Annotated in this window: 22 protein-coding genes; 17 read left to right on the top strand and 5 right to left on the bottom strand. The window is 45.8% G+C overall.

Annotated elements, in window-relative coordinates:
• Positions 1 to 4 precede the first annotated feature (4 nt).
• Together ACFQ1X_RS04455 and ACFQ1X_RS04450 are read left to right on the top strand one after the other, a co-directional pair.
• Positions 5 to 445, top strand: a complete 441-nt coding sequence (locus ACFQ1X_RS04455) for a BrxA/BrxB family bacilliredoxin (protein ID WP_144840225.1) — start codon at positions 5 to 7, stop codon at positions 443 to 445.
• 67 nt (positions 446 to 512) lie between these two features.
• A complete protein-coding gene (locus ACFQ1X_RS04450; RefSeq protein WP_379081603.1) occupies positions 513 to 1502 on the top strand; it encodes an aromatic acid exporter family protein in 990 nt (329 codons plus the stop codon).
• A 39-nt stretch (positions 1503 to 1541) separates the two neighbouring features.
• Here ACFQ1X_RS04450 and prli42 read toward each other — a convergent pair whose 3' ends face one another.
• The gene (prli42, locus tag ACFQ1X_RS04445; protein WP_154718724.1) at positions 1542 to 1637 is read right to left on the bottom strand and encodes a stressosome-associated protein Prli42; all 96 of its coding nucleotides are present in this window, start codon (positions 1635 to 1637) and stop codon (positions 1542 to 1544) included.
• Between the two features lie 167 nt (positions 1638 to 1804).
• Here prli42 and mce point away from each other — a divergent pair, with 167 nt between their 5' ends.
• From mce to ACFQ1X_RS04425, 4 genes are all read left to right on the top strand, one after another.
• Positions 1805 to 2203, top strand: coding sequence for a methylmalonyl-CoA epimerase (mce, locus tag ACFQ1X_RS04440; RefSeq protein ID WP_144840226.1), 399 nt, complete (start codon positions 1805 to 1807; stop codon positions 2201 to 2203).
• Positions 2204 to 2218: 15 nt separating this feature from the next.
• Positions 2219 to 3760 carry an acyl-CoA carboxylase subunit beta gene (locus ACFQ1X_RS04435; RefSeq protein ID WP_144840227.1) on the top strand — a complete coding sequence of 514 codons (1542 nt, stop codon included), beginning with the start codon at positions 2219 to 2221 and terminating at the stop codon, positions 3758 to 3760.
• 18 nt (positions 3761 to 3778) lie between these two features.
• Positions 3779 to 4897 carry a M20/M25/M40 family metallo-hydrolase gene (locus ACFQ1X_RS04430; RefSeq protein ID WP_144840228.1) on the top strand — a complete coding sequence of 373 codons (1119 nt, stop codon included), beginning with the start codon at positions 3779 to 3781 and terminating at the stop codon, positions 4895 to 4897.
• A 262-nt stretch (positions 4898 to 5159) separates the two neighbouring features.
• Positions 5160 to 5456: a TIGR04104 family putative zinc finger protein gene (locus ACFQ1X_RS04425; RefSeq protein ID WP_144840229.1), complete on the top strand. Its 297-nt coding sequence runs from the start codon at positions 5160 to 5162 to the stop codon at positions 5454 to 5456.
• Here the strand turns inward: ACFQ1X_RS04425 and ACFQ1X_RS04420 are convergent.
• On the bottom strand, positions 5404 to 5535 hold the full coding sequence (locus ACFQ1X_RS04420) for a hypothetical protein (protein ID WP_379081611.1): 132 nt from the start codon (positions 5533 to 5535) through the stop codon (positions 5404 to 5406). The two genes, ACFQ1X_RS04425 and ACFQ1X_RS04420, sit on opposite strands and share 53 nt — an antisense overlap.
• A gap of 476 nt (positions 5536 to 6011) precedes the next feature.
• Between ACFQ1X_RS04420 and ACFQ1X_RS04415 the strand changes: the two genes are divergently transcribed.
• Together ACFQ1X_RS04415 and rnz are read left to right on the top strand one after the other, a co-directional pair.
• Complete coding sequence (locus ACFQ1X_RS04415) at positions 6012 to 7253, top strand: DNA polymerase IV (RefSeq protein WP_144840230.1); 1242 nt, start codon at positions 6012 to 6014, stop codon at positions 7251 to 7253.
• Positions 7254 to 7260: 7 nt separating this feature from the next.
• The gene (gene rnz, locus ACFQ1X_RS04410) at positions 7261 to 8205 is read left to right on the top strand and encodes a ribonuclease Z (protein WP_144840231.1); all 945 of its coding nucleotides are present in this window, start codon (positions 7261 to 7263) and stop codon (positions 8203 to 8205) included.
• A gap of 536 nt (positions 8206 to 8741) precedes the next feature.
• Here rnz and namA read toward each other — a convergent pair.
• Positions 8742 to 9758, bottom strand: coding sequence for an NADPH dehydrogenase NamA (gene namA / locus ACFQ1X_RS04405; protein ID WP_144840232.1), 1017 nt, complete (start codon positions 9756 to 9758; stop codon positions 8742 to 8744).
• A 42-nt stretch (positions 9759 to 9800) separates the two neighbouring features.
• Positions 9801 to 10604 carry a pyrroline-5-carboxylate reductase gene (gene proC / locus ACFQ1X_RS04400; RefSeq protein WP_144840233.1) on the bottom strand — a complete coding sequence of 268 codons (804 nt, stop codon included), beginning with the start codon at positions 10602 to 10604 and terminating at the stop codon, positions 9801 to 9803.
• A gap of 375 nt (positions 10605 to 10979) precedes the next feature.
• Between proC and ACFQ1X_RS04395 the strand changes: the two genes are divergently transcribed.
• The 8 genes from ACFQ1X_RS04395 (at position 10980) to ACFQ1X_RS04360 (ending at position 20341) form a co-directional block, all read left to right on the top strand.
• Positions 10980 to 11927, top strand: coding sequence for an MBL fold metallo-hydrolase (locus tag ACFQ1X_RS04395; protein WP_144840234.1), 948 nt, complete (start codon positions 10980 to 10982; stop codon positions 11925 to 11927).
• Between the two features lie 156 nt (positions 11928 to 12083).
• Positions 12084 to 13346 carry an argininosuccinate synthase gene (locus tag ACFQ1X_RS04390; protein WP_379081522.1) on the top strand — a complete coding sequence of 421 codons (1263 nt, stop codon included), beginning with the start codon at positions 12084 to 12086 and terminating at the stop codon, positions 13344 to 13346.
• Entirely contained in the window at positions 13343 to 14719 is a 1377-nt protein-coding gene (gene argH / locus ACFQ1X_RS04385) for an argininosuccinate lyase (protein WP_144840236.1), read from the top strand. Before ACFQ1X_RS04390 ends, argH begins: the two co-directional genes overlap by 4 nt.
• A 190-nt stretch (positions 14720 to 14909) precedes the next feature.
• Positions 14910 to 16667 (top strand): ABC transporter transmembrane domain-containing protein, encoded by a 1758-nt coding sequence (locus ACFQ1X_RS04380; protein WP_144840237.1) that lies wholly within the window; start codon positions 14910 to 14912, stop codon positions 16665 to 16667.
• On the top strand, positions 16664 to 18445 hold the full coding sequence (locus ACFQ1X_RS04375; protein ID WP_379081518.1) for an ABC transporter ATP-binding protein: 1782 nt from the start codon (positions 16664 to 16666) through the stop codon (positions 18443 to 18445). Before ACFQ1X_RS04380 ends, ACFQ1X_RS04375 begins: the two co-directional genes overlap by 4 nt.
• Positions 18446 to 18789: 344 nt before the next feature.
• Positions 18790 to 19500, top strand: coding sequence for a cytochrome c biogenesis CcdA family protein (locus ACFQ1X_RS04370; protein WP_144840238.1), 711 nt, complete (start codon positions 18790 to 18792; stop codon positions 19498 to 19500).
• 24 nt (positions 19501 to 19524) lie between these two features.
• Entirely contained in the window at positions 19525 to 19848 is a 324-nt protein-coding gene (locus tag ACFQ1X_RS04365) for a thioredoxin family protein (RefSeq protein WP_144840239.1), read from the top strand.
• Positions 19841 to 20341: a CcdC family protein gene (locus ACFQ1X_RS04360; protein WP_144840240.1), complete on the top strand. Its 501-nt coding sequence runs from the start codon at positions 19841 to 19843 to the stop codon at positions 20339 to 20341. The genes ACFQ1X_RS04365 and ACFQ1X_RS04360 overlap by 8 nt, the downstream gene beginning before the upstream one ends.
• A gap of 18 nt (positions 20342 to 20359) precedes the next feature.
• On the opposite strand, the gene ACFQ1X_RS04355 is transcribed toward ACFQ1X_RS04360, so the two are convergent.
• Complete coding sequence (locus ACFQ1X_RS04355; RefSeq protein WP_144840241.1) at positions 20360 to 20794, bottom strand: DUF2621 family protein; 435 nt, start codon at positions 20792 to 20794, stop codon at positions 20360 to 20362.
• 120 nt (positions 20795 to 20914) lie between these two features.
• Here ACFQ1X_RS04355 and ACFQ1X_RS04350 point away from each other — a divergent pair, with 120 nt between their 5' ends.
• A complete protein-coding gene (locus ACFQ1X_RS04350; RefSeq protein WP_144840242.1) occupies positions 20915 to 21133 on the top strand; it encodes a DUF1659 domain-containing protein in 219 nt (72 codons plus the stop codon).
• The last annotated feature ends 9 nt before the right edge of the window (positions 21134 to 21142 follow it).

Below are 21142 nucleotides of genomic sequence, written 5' to 3'. Positions count from 1 at the left end.
ACCTATGAGCATGGATTTCAATTTTCTGATGAATGATATAGCGACACAAGCCCGAAAAGAATTAGTGGACGGCGGGTATAAAGAATTGACGACACCTGATGAAGTCAATGAAGCATTGGCTAAATCCGGTACAAGTCTCGTCATGATCAACTCGGTTTGCGGATGTGCGGGAGGAATTGCACGCCCGGCCGCGCTTCATGCGATCCATTACGATAAACGCCCGGATAATCTTTACACGGTGTTTGCCGGACAGGACAAAGAAGCAACAGCTCAGGCGCGTGAAATTTTTGGAGATGATCACCTTCCTTCGTCACCATCTTTTGCAATTGTCAAAGATGGAAAAATGGTTGACGAAATTGGACGCCATGAAATCGAAGGCCATGACCCAATGTCGGTCATCACCCACATACAAGCATTGTTTGAAGAGCATTGCAGCGAAATCTAAAATTGAAATGCCCCTCAAAAGGGGTGTTTTTTTATGCCGGAACAAAAGGGAGGGAAGTCAGCTGAAACTGAAACTGAAACTGAAACGCTTATCGATCGGCTATCGTACAATGAAAACCGCTGTCGGCGTAATCATCGCTATTTCATTGGCACAATTATTGCAGCTCGATTTTTTTGTATCAGCCGGTATACTGACCATCCTATGCATCCAGCCGACGAAAAAACGGTCCATCCGTGCAGCTGTCTCCCGATTTATTGCCAGCTTGATTGCCATTTTTTATGCCATGATCTTTTTTGAAGGAATTGCTTATCATCCAGTAGTGATTGGAATGATGATTCTGCTGTTCATTCCGGTTCTCGTAAGCCTGCGCTTTGCAGATGGTTTTGTGTCGAGTTCCGTTATCATTTTCCACATTTACAGTGCGGGGGATTTGACGGGCAGTTTGATTTTAAACGAAATTCTGCTGATGGTAATCGGTTTTGGTACAGCGCTTATCGTAAATATGTATATGCCGAGCATTGAGAATAAACTGGAAGATTATCGTTTCAGGATTGAGGTGCTCTATGCCAAAATCCTGCACGAAATGGCTCAGTTTTTAAAAGAAGGAAAAAGCGATTGGGATGGCAGCGAACTTGTGGAAACCGCTGAGCTGCTCAGCAAAGCCAAGGCACTTGCCTACCAGGATGTAGAGAATCACGTCACCCGTCTGGAAAATAAATATTATCGCTACTTTGATATGCGGCAGGATCAATATGAAATCATTGAACGCATCCTGCCGAAAATCTCCACTTTGCCGGTATTGGTTAAACACGCGCAATTGATCGGAGACTTCCTGAACGACCTGGCAGATCATGTCCATGCAGGCAACACCGCCAGCCGATATTTGGGGAAATTGGATGATGTGAAAATGGAGTTTTCAAAATTGCCCCTCCCCAACAACCACGAGGAATTCCAGTCGATGGCAGCATTGTACCAGATCATTGAAGAATTGGACTCTTATCTGGAAATCAAGAAATCGTATAGGGGTTTCACCAATAAAAAGACGGCCGAGGAATAGATCCCGGCCGTCTTTTTCTGTATAAATATAATTTATCTTCTAAATTACGAAACTTAATCCCATCATTAAACTGGACAGAAGCATTAACGCGACCATCGCATAAACGATGACTTTACGGAAAGTCTGATTTCTCATTAATCAATAATCTCCTTTATGTGCATTTGAACTTACACGTAGAATAACATAAATTCCAGCATTTTTGAAGAGGCAAGTCCTTTGTGTCAAATATCTTTCCACAACTAGAGTTTTCGTCTGTGAATCGGTACAATAAGAAAGAAGCAGAAAAAAGGTGGGGTATACTTATGAAGAAAGTCGATCATATCGGAATTGCAGTAAGCAACCTGAATGATGTTATTCCTTATTACACAGATACACTCGGCTGCCCATTGCTGAAAATCGAGGAAGTGGCATCCCAAAAGGTGCGTGTGGCTTTTATTGATGCCGGCAATATCAAGCTGGAGCTGCTTGAGCCAATGGACAGCAGCAGTGCCATTCACAAATTCATCGAGAAAAAAGGCGAAGGCATCCATCATATCGCTTTCGGCGTGGAAAATATCGAGCAGCGCATGGAAGAATTAAAAAAGGATGGCGTCCAGTTATTGAATGACCAGCCGCAAAAGGGTGCTGGAGGTGCCTTGGTGGCCTTTATGCATCCTAAATCATCAAATGGCGTACTCTATGAATTGTGTCAGAAACAGTAAATAAGGGGTGGCAATATGGATATTTATGAAAGAATAAATGAATTATATGACCGCAAAAGGAAAATTGAGCTCGGCGGCGGAGAAGAGAGAATTGACAAGCAGCATGAAAAAGGTAAGTTGACGGCACGCGAACGCATAGATCTGCTGGTAGACGAAGATTCATTTGTTGAATTGAACCCGTTTGTTGAACATCGCACAGTTGATTTTGATTTGCCGGAAGGTCCCGGTGAAGGGGTAGTAACCGGCTACGGCAAAGTGAACGGCCGCCCGATCTATTTATTTTCACAGGATTTCACCGTTTTCGGGGGTGCGCTGGGTGAAATGCACGCCATGAAAATTGCCAATGTGATGGATCTTGCCGCCAAAAATGGCGCTCCGTTCATCGGATTGAATGATTCAGGCGGCGCCCGTATTCAGGAAGGTGTTTTGTCGCTTGATGGCTATGGCCAGATATTTTATCGGAATTCCATCTATTCCGGGGTCATTCCGCAGATCTCAGTTATTTTGGGGCCTTCTGCCGGCGGTGCTGTTTATTCACCGGCCATTACGGATTTCGTGTTCATGGTCGACAAAACGAGCCAGATGTTCATCACAGGACCGAAAGTCATCGAAACGGTTACCGGCGAAAAGATTTCTTCCGAAGATCTGGGAGGATCACGTGTACATACTGCCATCAGCGGCAATGCCCATTTCCGGTCGGACTCAGAAGAAAAAGTCCTGGATATGGTGCGCCGGCTGATCGCCTACTTACCACAGAACAACCAGGAGTTGCCACCGCGGTTGGAAACTGATGATGCGGATGATTACCGTCCGGATCTTGCCGACGTTGTACCATTTGAAGCGATACGTCCCTACGATGTGCGGAAAGTGGTGGAGCAAGTTGTGGATCTCGACAGTTTTATGGAGGTGCATCCGGAATTCGCCCGCAATATCGTAGTGGGACTTGCCCGCATCAAAGGCGAAACAGTCGGTCTTGTCTGCAACCAGCCGAAAGTTATGGCTGGGGGCCTCGATATCGACTCTTCCGATAAAGCGGCACGGTTCATCCGTTTCTGTGACTCATTTAATATTCCGTTAATCACATTTGAAGACGTAACCGGATTTTTCCCGGGAATCAAACAGGAGCATGGCGGAATTATTCGCCACGGAGCCAAGATTCTTTATGCGTATTCAGAAGCGACAGTTCCAAAAATGACTGTCATTTTGCGTAAAGCATATGGCGGTGCCTATGTTGCACTCAATTCGAAGTCGATTGGTGCTGATCTGGTGTATTCTTGGCCGAATGCCGAAATCGCCGTGATGGGACCACAAGGGGCAGCCAATATTATTTTTGCACGGGAAATTGCTGCAAGCGATAATCCCGAAGCGACACGGGCGGCGAAAATCGAGGAATACCGCGTGAAATTCGCCAATCCTTATGTGGCAGCTGCCCGCGGCATGGTGGATGATGTCATCGATCCACGCGAAACGCGCATCAAATTGATACAGGCGCTTGAAATGATGCGCCATAAAAAAGAATCACGGCCGGCAAAAAAACATGGCAATATGCCGCTTTAAAGAAGGGATGAGCAACAGATGAAAAACGAGAGATTATTGAATGAATTTCTGGAATTGATTCAAATCGATTCTGAAACCAAAAATGAAGGCCATATTGCAGAGGTTTTGAAAAACAAGCTTGAAGTGCTGGGATTCCATGTAGCGGAAGACGATTCATCCCTGCGGAATGGCCATGGGGCGAATAACCTGGTTGCCACGCTCCGCGGTTCGGCCACCGATGTTCCGCCGATCTATTTCACGGCGCATATGGACACGGTTGTACCTGGAAACGAGATAAAGCCTCAAATTCGTGACGGTTACGTCTATTCTGATGGCACTACGATACTCGGCGCCGATGATAAAGCGGGCATTGCGGCATTGTTTGAAATGATCCGTTCGATTCAGGAGCAGCAAATCGAACATGGTGATATTCAATTGGTCATTACCGCTGGAGAAGAAAGCGGTTTGGCGGGGGCAAAAGAATTCGATTCTTCACTGCTGTTCGCCAAATTCGGCTATGCGGTCGACAGCGACGGCAAAGTTGGAGGCATCGTGACATCTGCTCCAAACCAGGCAAAAATCTGGACGACCATCTATGGCAAAACCGCTCATGCCGGTGTAGCTCCGGAAAAAGGGGTTTCTGCAATCAATATTGCGGCCAAAGCCATTTCATCGATGAAACTTGGACGCATCGATTCGGAAACGACTGCCAATATCGGCCGTTTTGAAGGCGGAAAAGCGACGAATATTGTTTGTGAAGAAGTGAATATCCTGTCCGAAGCGCGTTCCATCTCTGAAGACAAACTCGCTGCACAGACTGCCCATATGGAAAGTGTCTTTGAAGATACTGCTGAAAGTTTCGGCTGCTCGGCTAAAACCGAAGTCAAATTGATGTACCCCGGCTTCCATTTTGGGGAAGATGAACCAGTCGTTGAAATTGCGAAGCGGGCCGCAGAGAAAATTGGGCGCCCATCTCCTGTCTTGACGAGCGGCGGGGGAAGTGATGCCAATATTTTCAACGGGTTTGGAATTCCGACAGTCAACTTGTGTGTCGGTTATGAAGAAATCCATACAAAGAGTGAACGCATGCCGATTGAAGAATTGGAAAAGTTGACTGAATTGCTGATTGAAATTGTGAAGGAAACCACGAATTCCTAATCGAATAACTATATGAAAAAGAGAGAACAGGATGTATGTAACGGGTTCCTTTTCCTGTCGCAAAACGTTAAAATGCACCCAAAAATTTAATTAAATATGTATAACAATCTGCACCTCATTTTGTGATGATTACTGGTAATTCAGGTTTTCCACAGTGAGGTGTTTTTTAGCATTATTTAAAGGTAATTTGGTTTTTAAATGGAAAAAATGTATAATGGGTAATAGCGAAATATTCTGAAGTTCAAAGAAGAGAGGAAAAATAATGCCAAACTGTGAAAACTGTGATTATAAATGGAGTTGGTTCGATACGTTTAAAATTGGAGTTACGAATAACAAAAAGTGTCCGAATTGCGGAGAGAGGCAATATGTAATGCTAAAAAAAAGTAAAGCGATATATTTTGTATTTTTTGCCTCTTTAATCGTACTTCTATTTTCACGCCCCTTTTTCGATTTAAGTGACACAGTTTATATTTCTTTTGGAATTTTATTTGCTCTAATTATGTTTGTCATAATGCCGTATACAATAAAACTTTCAAATGAACAAAAACCACTTTGGTAAAAAACATTCTATATAGAACTAACGCTGCCTTCGGGTGGCGTTTTTTCTTCTCATTTTCTCGCTTTGGTTCGATTTTCATTTGTTCATCTCCCTTTTTCAGGTAAATTTATGTAAGATAATTTGTAATGCAGTTTGTCGCCTTACACTACTGATTGTTTGCTAACAAATTGAGGTATCAATTACATTACAAAAAAAGATAGGATTTGAGTGAAAACCTTGATATACCGACAAAAAAAGACCGAAAAATCAGCGTACAATTTGCCAGTCATTTTGTTATACATTTTTTAGTTTTTCGACAGGAAACGGAACCCGTTAGGATGTATGTTCTCTCTTTTTCTAACTGTTGAGAAACCGACAACTTCTCCAATCATTGTGCTCTAGGCGGTCGCTTTCCGCGCGAAACGGCCTGAGGTCTCATTAGTTGCATTGAAAACCGATGCTCCTGCATCGCTGCGCTGCTTCGTCGCAAGAGACAGGCCCAAACGAGTTTGGGCCTGTCTCTCACTATCGCTTTTCTTTATGATACACTTAAAAAAAACAACAGGAGCGATTGCAATGGCGGGCCGAGTTATATTCCATATCGATATGAATAGTTTCTATGCCTCTGTGGAACAATCGCATGATCCGGCTTTAAAAGGGAAAGCTCTGGCGATTGCCGGAAATCCGAAAGAACGGCGCGGCATTATTGTGACTTGCTCCTATGAAGCCCGTGCACATGGTATCTACACGACAATGCAGGTGCACGAAGCAAAGCGAAAATATCCAGCTTTAATTTTAATGCCGCCGAATTTCGAACGGTATCGGGCAGCTTCCAAAGCGATGTTCGACATACTCCGTTCCTATACTCCGATGGTGGAACCTGTCTCGATAGACGAGGCTTTTTTGGATGTTACGGATTTAATGGATGAACATTCAGCCCCCGCTCTTGCCGAAGAGCTTCAGCATCGCATCAAAGCAGAACTTGATCTGCCTTGTTCAATCGGCATCGCACCCAATAAATTTTTGGCAAAAACCGCCTCCGATATGAAAAAGCCGATGGGCATTACAATTCTTCGTAAAAGAGATATTCAGCAATTGCTCTGGCCATTGGCTGTAATTGAAATGCATGGTATCGGTGACAGTACAGCAGAAAAACTGAAAAGGCTGGAAATTTTGACCATCGGCGATCTTGCTACCGCCAATCCCGGTTTGATAAAAGAGAAAATGGGCAAAAACGGAATCCGGCTGCAGGCACGAGCAAAAGGCATCGACAGCAGGGAAGTGGATCCCGAGTCGATTTATGACACGAAAAGTGTGGGAACATCCACTACGTTGCCGATCGATGAAACAGATGAACTAAATCTCCAAAAAATTTTTCGTCAACTCAGCGAAAAAGTGGCCAACCGGCTCGAAGCAAAAGAACTGGCGGGTCCGACCGTCAGCATCCAGACCCGCAGCTCCGACTGGCAGAACCGGACTCGCAGTGTGACATTAAAGAACACGGTGTGGAAAGCTGAAGATATCAACCGCAATGCCTGGCATCTCTTTACGAAACATTGGAATGGCGAGCCATTGCGCCTTGTTGGGGTGACGGTTTCCAATGTCGTTGATAAAGGGGAAATGACCGAGCAATTATCACTGTTCAATTTCCAGGAACACGCAAAAGACGAACCAATTCTTGATCTGATGTCCAAACTTGAGAAAAAGTTCGGGAAAAGTGTCTTGTCAAAAGGAACAAAATTGAAAAAATCGAATTTTGATTCAAAAACGAGTTTCAGCAAAGATTTTCTTGATGACCATGATCACGACAGAAAGTAGGAGAACTATGCAATTATTATTTCTGGGGACCGGGGCCGGGATGCCGTCCAAACAGCGGAATACATCATCACTGGCGTTAAAATTGCTGGAGGAACGCGGAGCGGTTTGGCTGTTCGACTGCGGTGAAGCTACACAGCATCAAATTTTGCATACCACATTGAAACCACGGAAAGTCGAGAAGATATTTATCACCCATCTTCACGGTGACCATATTTTCGGCTTGCCCGGATTTTTGGGTTCCCGCTCTTTTCAGGGCGGCGATGAAACGGTCGAAATTTATGGACCTCCGGGTATTCGGGAATATGTTGAGAGCGTACTCCGCATCAGCAGAACTCATTTGAATTATCCGATTCATTTTATAGAGGAACTCGACGGACTGGTTTTTGAGGATGAAGAGGTGTCAGTGCAAGCTGCAAAACTGGATCACGTCATTCCATCCTATGGCTTCCGAATTGAACAAAAACCGCTGCCTCCAAAGCTGCTGATTGAACGGGCGCGCGACTTGGGTGTTCCGAAAGGCCCTTTACTGGCAAAATTAAAAGCAGGTGAAGACGTCCTGCTTGAGAATGGGCGACTGGTGAAGAGCAGCGAAGTAACTGAGGCGGAAAATAAAGGGTTTATCGTAGCGATTCTTGGGGATACCCGTTATTGCCAGGCTGCCATTGAGCTGGGAAGCGGGGCGGATGTGCTGGTCCACGAAGCGACATTCGATGCGGATACACAAAAGCTGGCAGGAGAATATGGCCATTCGACAATCAGGGATGCTGCCGAGATCGCCAATCTGGCTTCCGTGAAAACGCTGATCGTCAATCATTTGAGTTCCAGATTTTTACCGGAAGATGAAAAGAAGCTTGTTAAAGAAATGCGCAAAGTCCATGCAGACAGTTTTATTGCCCATGATTTCGATGAGTTCGACTGGAAAATTCATGACCATGCATTGAAGAAGAAATAAGAGGGATCCAACAGAAAGCCTTTATGCACAAAGGCTTTTTTTGTTTACAGTGACTTATGTATAGGTCGCATGGGGATGAATATACTTTATATAGAAGAAACTCAAACAATACATAAAAAATTTAGAAACTTTTTCTATAAAAAATTATGAAATTTCATATTAATGGATAATATTTAATATTTTTAACTAAATAATAGAACAAACGTTCGTTTTGTGGTAAAATAAAGGTACAGTTGCATGAGGGCGGTTTGGCCATTCCCCAGGAAAGGGGGTGGTGATATGACGATTTACGAATCATTCGGATTGGTCTTCACAAGCATCGGGCTGACAATGAGCGGCTTGACACTGATCCTTTCAATGATTTTAGTCACAAATAAAAAAAAATAACCGTCCCATGTGGCGTGGAATGACGGTTATTTAATGCCTGGAATTCCAGCCAACCGCTCTCGAAGCGGCATGCAGCTGGCCGAATGCTTATGCATTCGGTTTTTTATACTATCCTTATTATACTAAATCCAGTCTATTTTGCAACTGACTTATACCCATCCGCGTTCGTAAGGGACCGGAGCTTCAATTTCAGCATCCAATTCTTTGGCAGCCCGGAAGGCCCAATAAGGGTCCCGAAGCAATTCCCTGGCCAGAAAGATCATATCTGCGCGTCCGTTCTGCAGAATTTCCTCTGCATGAAGCGGACTGGTGATCAGACCGACGGCCCCGGTCGCGATTCCGGCCTGATGTTTGATGGTCTCGGCAAAATTCACTTGATAACCTGGATATACAGGAATTTTGGCAGGCACCAAAGCACCTGAACTGACATCGATCAAATCGACACCTTGCTGTTTCATCCATAAGGCCATTTCAATATAGTGGTCCGGAGTCATTCCGCCTTCTGTATAATCATGGGCGGAAATACGGACAAATAGAGGCTTGTCCCAGACTTCATTCACTGCATCGGTAACTTCACGCAACAGGCGGTAGCGGTTTTCAGCACTGCCGCCGTATACATCGGTCCGTTTGTTTGTCAGAGGCGACAAAAATTCATTCAGCAAATAGCCGTGGGCGCCGTGGAGCTCAATAACATCGAATCCGGCACTGTCGGCACGGATGGCAGCTTTTCGGAAGGCTTCTACTGTTTGCTGGATGTCTTTTTTCGACATTTCAGTCGGCCTCTTGTATTTATCGCTGAAAGGCAAGGGGCTCGGAGCATGGATTTCTCCATCAACGGTCGCTTTTCTGCCTGCATGTGCAAGCTGGATGCCGACTCTCGCACCGTTCAGCTTCGTCAAACGGACAATCTCCGCCAATCCATCTATATGGCTGTCTTCCCAGATGCCCAGATCGTGAGATGAAATGCGGCCCTGAGGCTGGACAGCTGTCGCTTCCAAAATGATCAATCCTGTGCCGCCGACTGCGCGGCTTGGATAATGGATGCGGTGCCAGTCAGTGATGGATCCGTCTTCCTGGTCGCTCTGGTACATGCACATCGGAGCCATCACAATTCTGTTTTTGAAAGTCACACCCTTGATTGTCATCGGTTCAAAAAGTTTTACCATGGATAATGCCTCCTCTTGACATTTGTGGCTATAGCGATTGATTTATTTGAATTCTTTTCCAAGTTCCCTCGAGCGATTTGCTGCGGCAGTGACACATTGTTCAACGATGCCTTTGAAATCGTTATCTGCCAGTGAATCAAGGCCGGCTGCAGTGGTGCCATTCGGGCTCGTCACTTTTATACGCAATTCTGCAAAGTCTTCCTGCTGCATCATCTCTGCAGCTCCAAGAAATGTCTGGCGTACGAGTTTTTTTGCATCAGCCGCTGAAAGTCCGTTGGTGACACCTGCTTCGCGCATTGCTTCAGCAAAATAGTAAAGGTAAGCCGGACCGCTTCCCGCTACGCCGGTCAAAGCGTGCAATTGGTCTTCTTCAACTACAGTAACGCTGCCGATGGAAGTAAGAAGCTTGCGCAATTCGTGCTGCTGATCGACCGTCACAAATTTGCTCCAGGCAACACCGGTTGCTGACTTTCCAACTTGAGCCGATGTATTAGGCATCGCCCGGGCCACAGGAAAGTTCCCAACATGGCGCTGAATCGTTTCGATCGAGACACCTGCCGCTACAGAGACGATCACCGTATTGCCGGTAAGTTTCTTTTTGATGCCTGCGAGGGCAACGGCAACATCTTTCGGTTTCATCGCCAGCAGGATAAAATTAGCATCTTTCAATTCCGTCTTATCTTCATCGACGATATTGACACCGTATTCATCGTGTAAAAATTCCAGACGCTCCTGGTCCGATCTGTTCATCACCGAAATTTCCTCAGGTTTCATTATTCTTTTATTGATCCATCCATGAATCATGGATTCAGCCATTGACCCGGCTCCTACACATACAATTTTCATCTTTCTCCACTTCCTTTTATCATAATAAAAAGCGCATTCATCCCTGTTCCTCAAGGACGAAAACGCTTTGTTTCCGCGGTACCACCCAGCTTTGTCAATTCAGACACCACTCGATACCCTTAACGCGGATCTACGGCCGTGTTTGCACGGCAGCTCAAAAGCAGGTTCCAGACGGGAGCGGGGGTGCGCCTTTCAGCTTTAGCAGCACTCTCTTTGCACCATCACCATCTGTACTGATCTTTATCATCGCTAACTTATCTATATAAATTATACGGACAGCCCAATTGAATGTCAAATGAGGTTTCGGGATGACGCCGGGCTTTGAAAAGGGTATGATAGATGAACAGTGATTCATTTTCAAAGGAGAGAAAAGCCGTGAGCATACATAAAATAATTATTCCTACGCCGTTTGCAGTCGGCGATGTAAATTCCTATTTATTGAAAGGCGACGCATTGACATTGGTCGATGCCGGGCCAAAAACACCGGAAGCGTGGCAGGCTTTAGAATTTGGACTGAAGGAAGCGGGGGTGCGTGCTGAAGATATTGAGCAGGTGGTGTTAACCCATCACCATCCAGACCATGCCGGCTGGATCGACGGTTTTGACAACGCCAAATTATACGGCCATCCTTATAACGATTTTTGGCTTCGGAGAGATGAGGCATTTTTTGAATTTCATGATGCATTCTATCTGGAGCGCCTGAAAGAAGAAGGGGTTCCGGATGACCACCATCTTTGGATCAAACGGATGAAACGTCCGCTTACTCTGATGGGCAGCCGTCCGCTTGATATGACCATTAACGAAGGGGATGCTCTTCCTGGCCATCCTGGCTGGGAAGTAATGGAGACGCTCGGTCACGCACAGAGCCATCTGTCTTTTTGGAACAAAGAAAGCGGAGAGATGATCGGGGGAGATCACGTTATCGCAAAAGTTTCCTCCAATCCGCTGATTGAGCCGCCCCTCGATCCATCGATGGGCCGTCCCAAATCCTTGCTGCAATATAACGCATCTCTCGGCCGGCTTCTGAAAATGCCGATTGAAGTGATTTACAGCGGGCACGGAGAGGATGTCCACAATGTCCATGAATTGATTACCGAAAGACTTGCCAAACAGCATCAGCGGGCAATGAAAGTGCTGGCGATGATCGGCAATGAAGATAAGACAATCTACGACTTGACGAAACAACTATTTCCGCATGCCTATGAAAAGGAATTGGGCTTGACTCTTTCTGAAACAATCGGACAGATCGATTATCTGCTTGAAGATGGACTCATTACGGAGAGTATGGATGACAAAGGGATCTTTCATTATAGGGAGGCGTAAATTGCCTATTGGTCCCGATGAATTTCAGCAGTAGAATATCCAATAATAATGAACAACGGTGGAATCCAATTCCACCGTTTTTTTTTGCGTTTTTTAACCCTTACCACTTGCGCTAATTTTTTGAGCATGATATTCTGTGTATATTAATTTTAATTAATGTATAAAAATACAAAGGTGGTTTTTCTATTGAATAAAAAAATCGTTCTTGCCTATTCAGGTGGACTAGATACATCGGTGGCCATTCCGTGGCTGAAATCAGAAGGATATGACGTAGTGGCGGTCTGCCTCGATATTGGAGAAGGCAAAGATTTGGAGTTTATCAAGAAAAAAGCGCTGCAGGTTGGAGCGGTTGAAAGTTATATGATCGATGCCAGAGATGAATTTGCTGATAATTATGCATTAATATCCATGCAGGCACATACATTATACGAAGGGAAATACCCGTTGGTGTCCGCGTTATCCCGTCCGCTGATCTCGAAAAAGCTTGTGGAAATCGCTGAAATGAGCGGCGCAACTGCTGTGGCCCACGGTTGCACAGGCAAAGGAAACGATCAGGTGCGTTTTGAGGTGTCGATCAAATCACTGAATCCGAATCTTGAAGTCGTAGCTCCCGTAAGACAATGGGGCTGGTCACGTGATGAAGAAATTGCGTATGCCAAAGAAAACAATGTGCCGATTCCTGTTAATCTGGATAGCCCGTTTTCGATTGATATGAATCTTTGGGGCCGCGCCAATGAATGCGGCGTTCTGGAAGATCCATGGGCAACACCACCGGAAGAAGCCTATGAACTGACGAATGCACTTGAAAACACTCCCGATACAGCGGATACGGTGGAAATCGAATTTGTCAAAGGAGTGCCGGTCAAACTCGATGGCATTTCCTATACATTCAAAGAACTGATTTTCGAATTGAACCACGTCGCCGGAAAACACGGAATCGGTCGTATCGATCATGTTGAAAATCGTCTGGTTGGCATCAAATCCCGTGAAATTTATGAAGCCCCGGCTGCCATGACCCTGATCGCTGCGCATAAAGAATTGGAAGACATTACGCTGGTCAAAGAAATGGCGCATTTCAAGCCGGTCATCGAGAAAAAAATGACTGAAATGATTTATGAAGGTTTATGGTTCTCACCACTTCGCACAGCACTGGAAGCTTTTTTAAAAGAAACACAGGAGTTCGTCAATGGAACTGTGCGAGTGAAGATGTTCAAAGGCCATGCCATCGTCGAAGGGCGCAAGTCTCCGAATTCATTGTACAGCGAGCAATTGGCGACTTATTCCACAGATGACACATTCAATCACGAATCTGCCGTAGGTTTCATCGAGTTATGGGGACTGCCGACAGTCGTCAATGCGATGGTCAATAAAAAGGCGGTGCCTGTCACCGAACAGGTGAAAGAAGAGGTGAAATCATGACCAAGCTCTGGGGAGGCCGCTTTCAGAAATCGGCCGAACAATGGGTAGATGAGTTTGGTGCATCAATCGGCTTTGACCAAAAGCTGGTGATGGAAGATATCGAAGGCAGCAAAGCGCATGTCAAAATGCTCGGCGCCTGTGGAATCCTTTCTGAAGATGACATATCACTTATTCTTTCGGGCCTTGAAACCTTAAAAGGAAAAGCAGCAGCTGGTGAGCTCGAATACAGCGCAGCAAACGAAGACATCCATTTGAATCTGGAAAAATTCCTGATTGATGAAATCGGCCCGGTCGGCGGCAAGCTCCATACCGGAAGAAGCCGCAACGACCAGGTGGCGACCGATATGCATCTGTACCTGAAAAACCGGGTCAGCGAAATAATTACAGCCATCAACCATTTCCAGCAGGCAATCGTAGAGCAGGCGGAAACTCATATTGAAACGATAGTGCCGGGCTATACCCATCTGCAGCGTGCCCAGCCGATATCATTCGGCCATCATCTGATGACGTATTTCTGGATGCTGCAACGGGATAAAGATCGCTTGCAGGAATCCATGGCGCGTATCGATGTGTCTCCGCTCGGAGCGGGAGCGATGTCCGGTACGACATTTCCGATTGACCGCCAATTGGCAGCAGAGCATCTCGGTTTTGCCGGCGTTTATCCCAACAGCATCGACGCCGTCAGCGACCGCGATTTTATCGTTGAATTCCTGTCGAATGCTTCGATGCTGATGATGCACATGTCGCGTTTTGCGGAAGAAATTATCCTGTGGTCAAGTGAGGAATTCCGTTTCATCGAACTCGACGATACGTTCGCCACTGGATCAAGCATCATGCCGCAAAAGAAAAATCCGGATATGGCAGAACTGATCCGCGGCAAAACCGGTCGTGTCTACGGCAATCTGTTTGGCTTGCTGACGACGTTGAAAGGCTTGCCGCTGGCTTATAATAAGGATATGCAGGAAGACAAGGAAGGCATGTTCGATACTGTCCATACCTTGATGGGGTCGCTGCCGATTTTCGAAGGAATGGTGCGCACGATGAAGGTTCGCACGGAATCCATGGAAAAAGCGGTCGCGTCGGATTTTTCCAATGCAACCGAACTTGCCGATTATCTGGCGGCTAAGGGGATGCCTTTCCGGAAAGCGCATGATGTGACCGGCAAATTGGTCTTCACCTGCATCCAGCGGGGCTATTATTTAAAAGACCTGCCTCTTGAAGATATGAAAGCTGCCAGTCCTCTGCTCGAAGAAGATATTTATGAAACCTTACAGCCGCGCACTGCTGTTGATAGAAGAAACTCATTCGGCGGCACAGGCTTTACCCAGGTCCGCATCCAATTGGACCAGGCGAAAACGCTGATTGAGAAATAAAAATGAATCACATTATCTAAAGCCTCTGCAGAATTCATATTCTGTAGAGGCTTTTTCCAATTGTTTGTATTCTACAACCAAAGGCGGATTTATTTCTTGAAACGAAATACTTCTTCCTATTTTGTCCAAAAATTTGCTAAAATGAAAAAGTTAGATACATACAATAATATACAGCAGGGAGCACGAACGGATGCGCGTTTTTTTGGAATTAGGCTGGTTTTTTAAAGAACGGAAAAAGCAATACGCCATTGGCATTTTCCTGTTGCTGATTGTTGCGGCCATCGGTGTTCTGCCGCCCCGCATCATCGGTTTTGTGGTGGACGAAATAAGTCAGGGGACACTTACGCCGGCTTATCTCATCAAATGGCTCAGTATTCTGGCTGGTTCCGCCCTGATTATGTACGTACTGCGCTACGCATGGCGGCTGATGATTTTCGGTTCATCCATCGTATTGGCGCGTAATCTGCGGCAAAAATTGTTTCATCATTTTACCCAAATGTCTCCATCCTTTTATCAGAAGCGGCGTGTAGGGGATCTGATGGCGCATGCCACCAATGATTTGCAGGCAGTGCAAATGACTGCCGGCGCCGGAGTGTTGACGCTATTCGATTCCTTGGCTACCGGTGGATTTGTCATCGCCGCGATGGCCATCACGATTGACTGGAAACTGACATTGATCGTGTTGCTGCCATTGCCTTTAATGGCGTACATGACTAATTATTACGGCCGATTGATGCATCAACGCTTTCATGATGCCCAGGCAGCATTTTCCGGTTTGAACGACAAAACCCAGGAAAGTATTTCCGGTATGAAAGTGATCAAGACTTTTGGCCAGGAGAAAGAAGATGTGGAAGATTTCCGGGCTCTGTCAAAAAAAGTAGTGGATGAAAATATTCGAGTGGCCAGAGTCGATTCGTTATTCGACCCGACCATATCAGCGATTATCGGCATCTGTTATTTTTTGGCCATCGGATTCGGCTCTTATTTCGTCACGAACGGCGACATGACGATCGGAGATTTGATCGCTTTTACTGCTTATCTTGGGCTTTTGGTATGGCCGATGCTGGCATTCGGCTGGCTTTTCAATATTGTGGAGCGTGGCCGGGCGTCATACGACCGGATCCGCCAATTGCTGGCTGAACCGGCGGATATTGATGACCAGGAAGGCGCGCTGGATGTCCATCCTGAAGGGGACATCATTTTCAGTTTACAGGAATTCAAATTCACCGGTGATGACCGGGCAGCGCTGCATAACGTTAATTTTACTGTAAAACGCGGTGAAACTTTGGGGATTGTCGGTAAAACCGGATCAGGAAAATCCGCCATTCTTCGCCTGCTCCTCAGGGAGTTTGAAAATTACAGCGGCGAAATCACTTTCGGCGGACGGTCGATCAACGATTACAAAAAGAAAAAACTGAGAGAAGCAATCGGCTATGTACCGCAGGATCATTTCCTGTTTTCAACGACGGTAGCAGGCAATATCGCCTTTGCGAGACCTGAGTCGACAGAAGAAGAAATACATCACGCCGCACAACTTTCCCATATTCATCAGGACATTCTGGATTTTACACATGGTTATGGAACGATTGTCGGGGAGCGGGGCGTATCCCTGTCAGGAGGGCAGAAGCAGCGGATTTCAATCGCCCGGGCATTGATGATGCAACCGGAACTGCTGATTTTGGATGATTCACTGTCTGCAGTTGATGCCAAAACAGAAGAAGCGATTCTCGAATCGTTGAAGCAGACACGGACAGGTGAAACAACCATCATCACTTCACATCGCCTCAGTGCCATCCAGCATGCCCACCAGATTCTGGTGATGGATGCCGGCTCGGTGGCGGAAATCGGAACACACGAGGAATTGATGAAGAAACACGGCATTTATTATGAAATGTATGAGCTGCAGCAATTGGAAGCGCTCGTCGAACAGGGAGGCGAGAGCAAATGATCGAAAAGCAGAAGGAATTGACCGGCAAAGACCAATGGCTTGTTTTCAAACGGCTTCTCCAGTACCTGTTGCCACATAAAAAAATGTTAGCAGTCGCAATGCTGCTTCTGGTTCTGACAGTAATCGGGGATGTAGTCGGGCCCCTGCTCATCAAAACTTTTATCGATAATTATCTGACGCCGGGCAATTTCCCGACCGGACCGATCGTGGGACTGGCACTCGGGTATTTATTCATCCAGATTTCAAATGTCATCATCAGCTATTTCCAGTTATTGAAGTTCCAGGAGGCGGCGCTGAAAATTATTCAGCAGATGCGCATCGATGTGTTTACGAAAGTGCAGCGGCTCGGTATGCGTTATTTCGATAAGACTCCGGCGGGCGGAATCGTCTCGCGGGTGACGAATGATACAGAAGCGATCAAGGAAATGTTTGTTACCGTTCTGATCGGCTTTATCCAGAGCATCTTTCTGATTGTCGGTGTCTATATCGCGATGTTCTTCCTGAATGTCCAGCTTGCGCTGATCACGCTTATCCTGCTGCCGATCCTGCTGTGGATCATGTATATTTACCGGAAATACAGTTCGATTTTCTACCAGGACCTGCGGGAGCGGCTCGGCCAGTTAAATGCCAAAATTTCCGAATCTGTGCAGGGCATGGGCATGATCCAGGCGTTCAGCCAGGAAGGGCGGATGCAGGACGAGTTCAATGAAATCAATGAAAAGCATTGGAATGCGGGCAAGCGCAATATCAAAATCGATGGTTTGCTGCTGCGTCCCGCAATTGATCTGGTTTATACGCTTGCGCTCATCATGCTGCTTAGTTATTTCGGCATCACTTCATTTTCATCCACAATTGAAGTTGGGGTCATTTATGCATTTGTCACTTACATCGACCGGTTCTTTGAGCCGATCAACCAGGTGATGCAACGGCTGTCGATTTTCCAGCAGGCGATTGTCGCTGCCTCGCGCGTGTTCGATTTACTCGATGAAACGGATGAAGCACCTGCTCAAGAGGATAGTGAAAGCGAAATTTTGGATGGCCGCATCGAATTCCGGAATGTCAGTTTTTCCTATGATGGCAAAGCAGATGTTCTGAAAAATATTTCATTTACCGCTGAACCGGGGCAGACCGTGGCACTCGTAGGCCACACCGGGAGCGGGAAAAGTTCAATCATCAATCTGCTTATGCGATTCTATGAGTTTGAACGAGGCGATATCCTGATTGATGGACGTTCAGTGAAAGAATACCGAACTTCCGAATTGCGCAGGAAGATGGGCCTTGTACTGCAGGATCCATTCCTGTTTTATGGCACAATCGAAAGCAATATCCGCTTGTATAATCCGAAAATGATGTTCTCTGAAGTACGAGCCGCCGCAGAATTTGTGCAGGCCGATAAATTCATCGGGGAATTGCCCGACGGCTATGACCATAAAGTGACGGAAAGAGGTTCAACATTCTCAAGCGGCCAGCGTCAATTGCTGGCATTCGCCCGTACGATGGCTGCGGACCCGAAAATTCTGGTTCTCGACGAAGCCACAGCCAATATCGATACCGAAACCGAAGTTGCGATCCAGACGAGTTTGGAAAAAATGAGGCGCGGCAGGACAACGATTGCCATCGCACACAGGCTGAGCACAATCCAGGATGCTGAACTGATTATCGTTCTGCACCAGGGAGAAATAGTGGAGAAGGGAACTCATCAGCAGCTGTTGGCTGAACGGGGACTTTATCATAAGATGTACCTTCTGCAGAATGGCATTGTGGAATTACAAAAATAATTGTTCTTTTATATGCGAATGGAGAAAAGCTGGCTTTTCTCCATTCGCATTTTTTATTTAATCTTTATGTTGAGTTTATGAACCATAACAATCGATATTCCATAAAAACCTTCCTTGCCAAAACCCATTCTCCTGCATCGCTTCGCTAGCTTCGTCGCAAATGCGTCGGACAAAATACTTGTGTCTAAAACCTTTGCTCCTGCATCGCTTCGCTAGCTTCGTCGCAAATGACCTGGCCAAAATGCTTTTGGCCAGGTCATTCACAAAGAGTTCACAGGCAAAAGGGCAGTTTTCTTGGAGTTAATTTGATAAGATGGATAGAGTATAATGAAGGAGTGGAGAAAGTGGCAAGTGATATCAACCTATTCCTGGCTTTTGGTGCAGGATTCCTAAGTTTCATTTCACCGTGTACATTGCCATTATATCCGGCATTTTTATCATATATTACTGGTATGTCACTGGATGAAATCAAAAACGACAAAAAAGTCATGCAGCGCAGAGGCATGTTCCACACGCTTTTCTTCCTGCTCGGCTTTTCAACGATTTTTATCGCACTCGGTTTCAGTACGTCATTTTTCTATGAATGGTTTATCACTTATGATGACTTGATTCGCCAGATCGGTGCTATATTCATTGTGATATTCGGACTTATGATTATCGGATTTTTCCAGCCGAAATTTCTGATGGCGGATAAAAAGTTTTCATTCAAAAACAGGCCATCCGGTTTTCTTGGAACATTTGTCATCGGCCTGGCGTTTGCAGCTGGATGGACGCCGTGTACAGGACCGATTACCGCCGCCATCTATACCCTTGCGGCAGCCAATCCCGGCTCGGGAGTCTGGTATATGCTTGCTTATGTTCTTGGATTTGCAATCCCATTCTTCGTGTTATCGTTTTTCGTGACTCGTCTTGGATGGTTGCGCAAGCACAATAACACCATCATGAAAATCGGTGGATTTATCATGATTGCAGTCGGAATTTTGCTGTTCTTCGACGGATTGACGTATCTCATCCGTATCCTGAGTCCGATATTCGGTGATTTCCAAGGATTTTAATTGAGCCCAAAGCAGGTGAAAGCTATGAAAACCATTCATTCAATAAACGAATACCATCAAATGATCAAGGGGAACGAATCTTTCCTGTTATTTGTGAAGACCGATAATTGTTCGGTTTGCGAAGGCTTGCGTCCGCAAGTCGAGGGTTTCGAAGGCGATTACGAAGTTCCTTTCTATTTGGTAAACGGAGCGAGGTTGCCTGAACTCGCGGGTGAGCTTCTGCTCTTTTCAGCGCCAATCGTTCTGATTTATCATGAAGGCAAAGAAATTCATCGGTTTGTTCGTTTTGTAAGAATTGATGAATTGCGCAGCCGCCTGGAAGAACTGGAGGAGGCATTGGATGTTTAATGAAATCCCTTCAGAAGTCTATCTGGCCATAACAACAGTTGGGGCTATTATAATGGGTGTGCTGGCCATGTTTGTCAGATCGCGTGCAGCTAAGAAACCTGCTTCGGTCAAGAAAATACTGCTGCCGCCTTTGTTCATGTCCACCGGCGCTCTGATGTTCATTTTCCCATTCTTCAGAGTGGCGCCGGCCCAAATTGCAGAAGCACTCGCAGCGGGAATCGTGTTTTCAATCGTCCTGATCTGGACTTCGAAATTTGAAGTGAAAAAAGGCGAAATTTATTTAAAACAATCAAAGGCATTTCTTTATATTTTAATTGGTTTATTGCTTGTGCGCATTGCTGCGAAAGTGATACTCAGTTCGACCATTGATGTCGGCGAACTTGCCGGCATGTTCTGGATTCTTGCTTTTGGCATGATCATCCCGTGGCGTATCGCAATGTATTATCAGTACAAAAATCTGCAGGAAAAACATAAAAGCGCAGTACCCGGTTGATGGGTACTGCGCTTTTCTCTATTGCTCAAAATACTGTTCATACGGGCTGACATCAATTTCGAGTTCATGCAATTTCTTCCGCAGAAACTTATGATCCCGTTTTGGCGTGGCCAGGATATAGCCCCTGATAATATGCTGATGTTCCATCCTGGTGACTTTCTCTTCGAGCAGAATCTGTCCGATCCGGCCGGCAATTTTTTGTTTCGCAACAGGGCGGAACAGGTCTGGCACGGGTTGGACCAATTCATTCAGCAACTCTTTTTCTTGCTCACCCCATAAATGAATCGTCTTGTCGACGTAATATTCTTCCCAATTCAAATCAGACAGCCCATCGCTTTTAGGAATCGATTTCAGGAATTTCCTGAACATGAAAAAGCCGCCGATCGCGAATAAACCGACAAGCACAACTACCCAAAACAGGATGAACCATAAAAACCAACCGTCTAAAGCCACTTTATTCACCTCTAACCTTCCGATATCTCCATTATAAGAGCTAAATAAAAATAATTCATTAAAAATGTATCCCTTTTTGCCCTAACTGTCTATATAGGGGGTGAAAGGAGGTGAAACAACATGGCAAACAGCTACTTCAAGAACGCAAGCATCCGCCTGACATTCGACAATGGTGTCGATGAACTGGGCAAACCGAAAAAGAAACTGAAGGCATATCACAATGTATCAGACAGTGCAGCAGCCACTGAGATTTTCGAAACAGCAAACGTAATGGCGGATTTCGGTACGAAACCGCTGATCAATCTGGAAAAACAGTCCAATCAATCGATTTACGCTTAATAAAACCAA

The sequence above is a fragment of the Metaplanococcus flavidus genome, from assembly GCF_042675885.1.
GTDB classification, from domain to species: domain Bacteria; phylum Bacillota; class Bacilli; order Bacillales_A; family Planococcaceae; genus Planococcus; species Planococcus flavidus.
The sequence above is the reverse complement of the archived record's forward strand: the minus strand, read 5'-3'. Positions and strand labels throughout refer to the sequence as shown.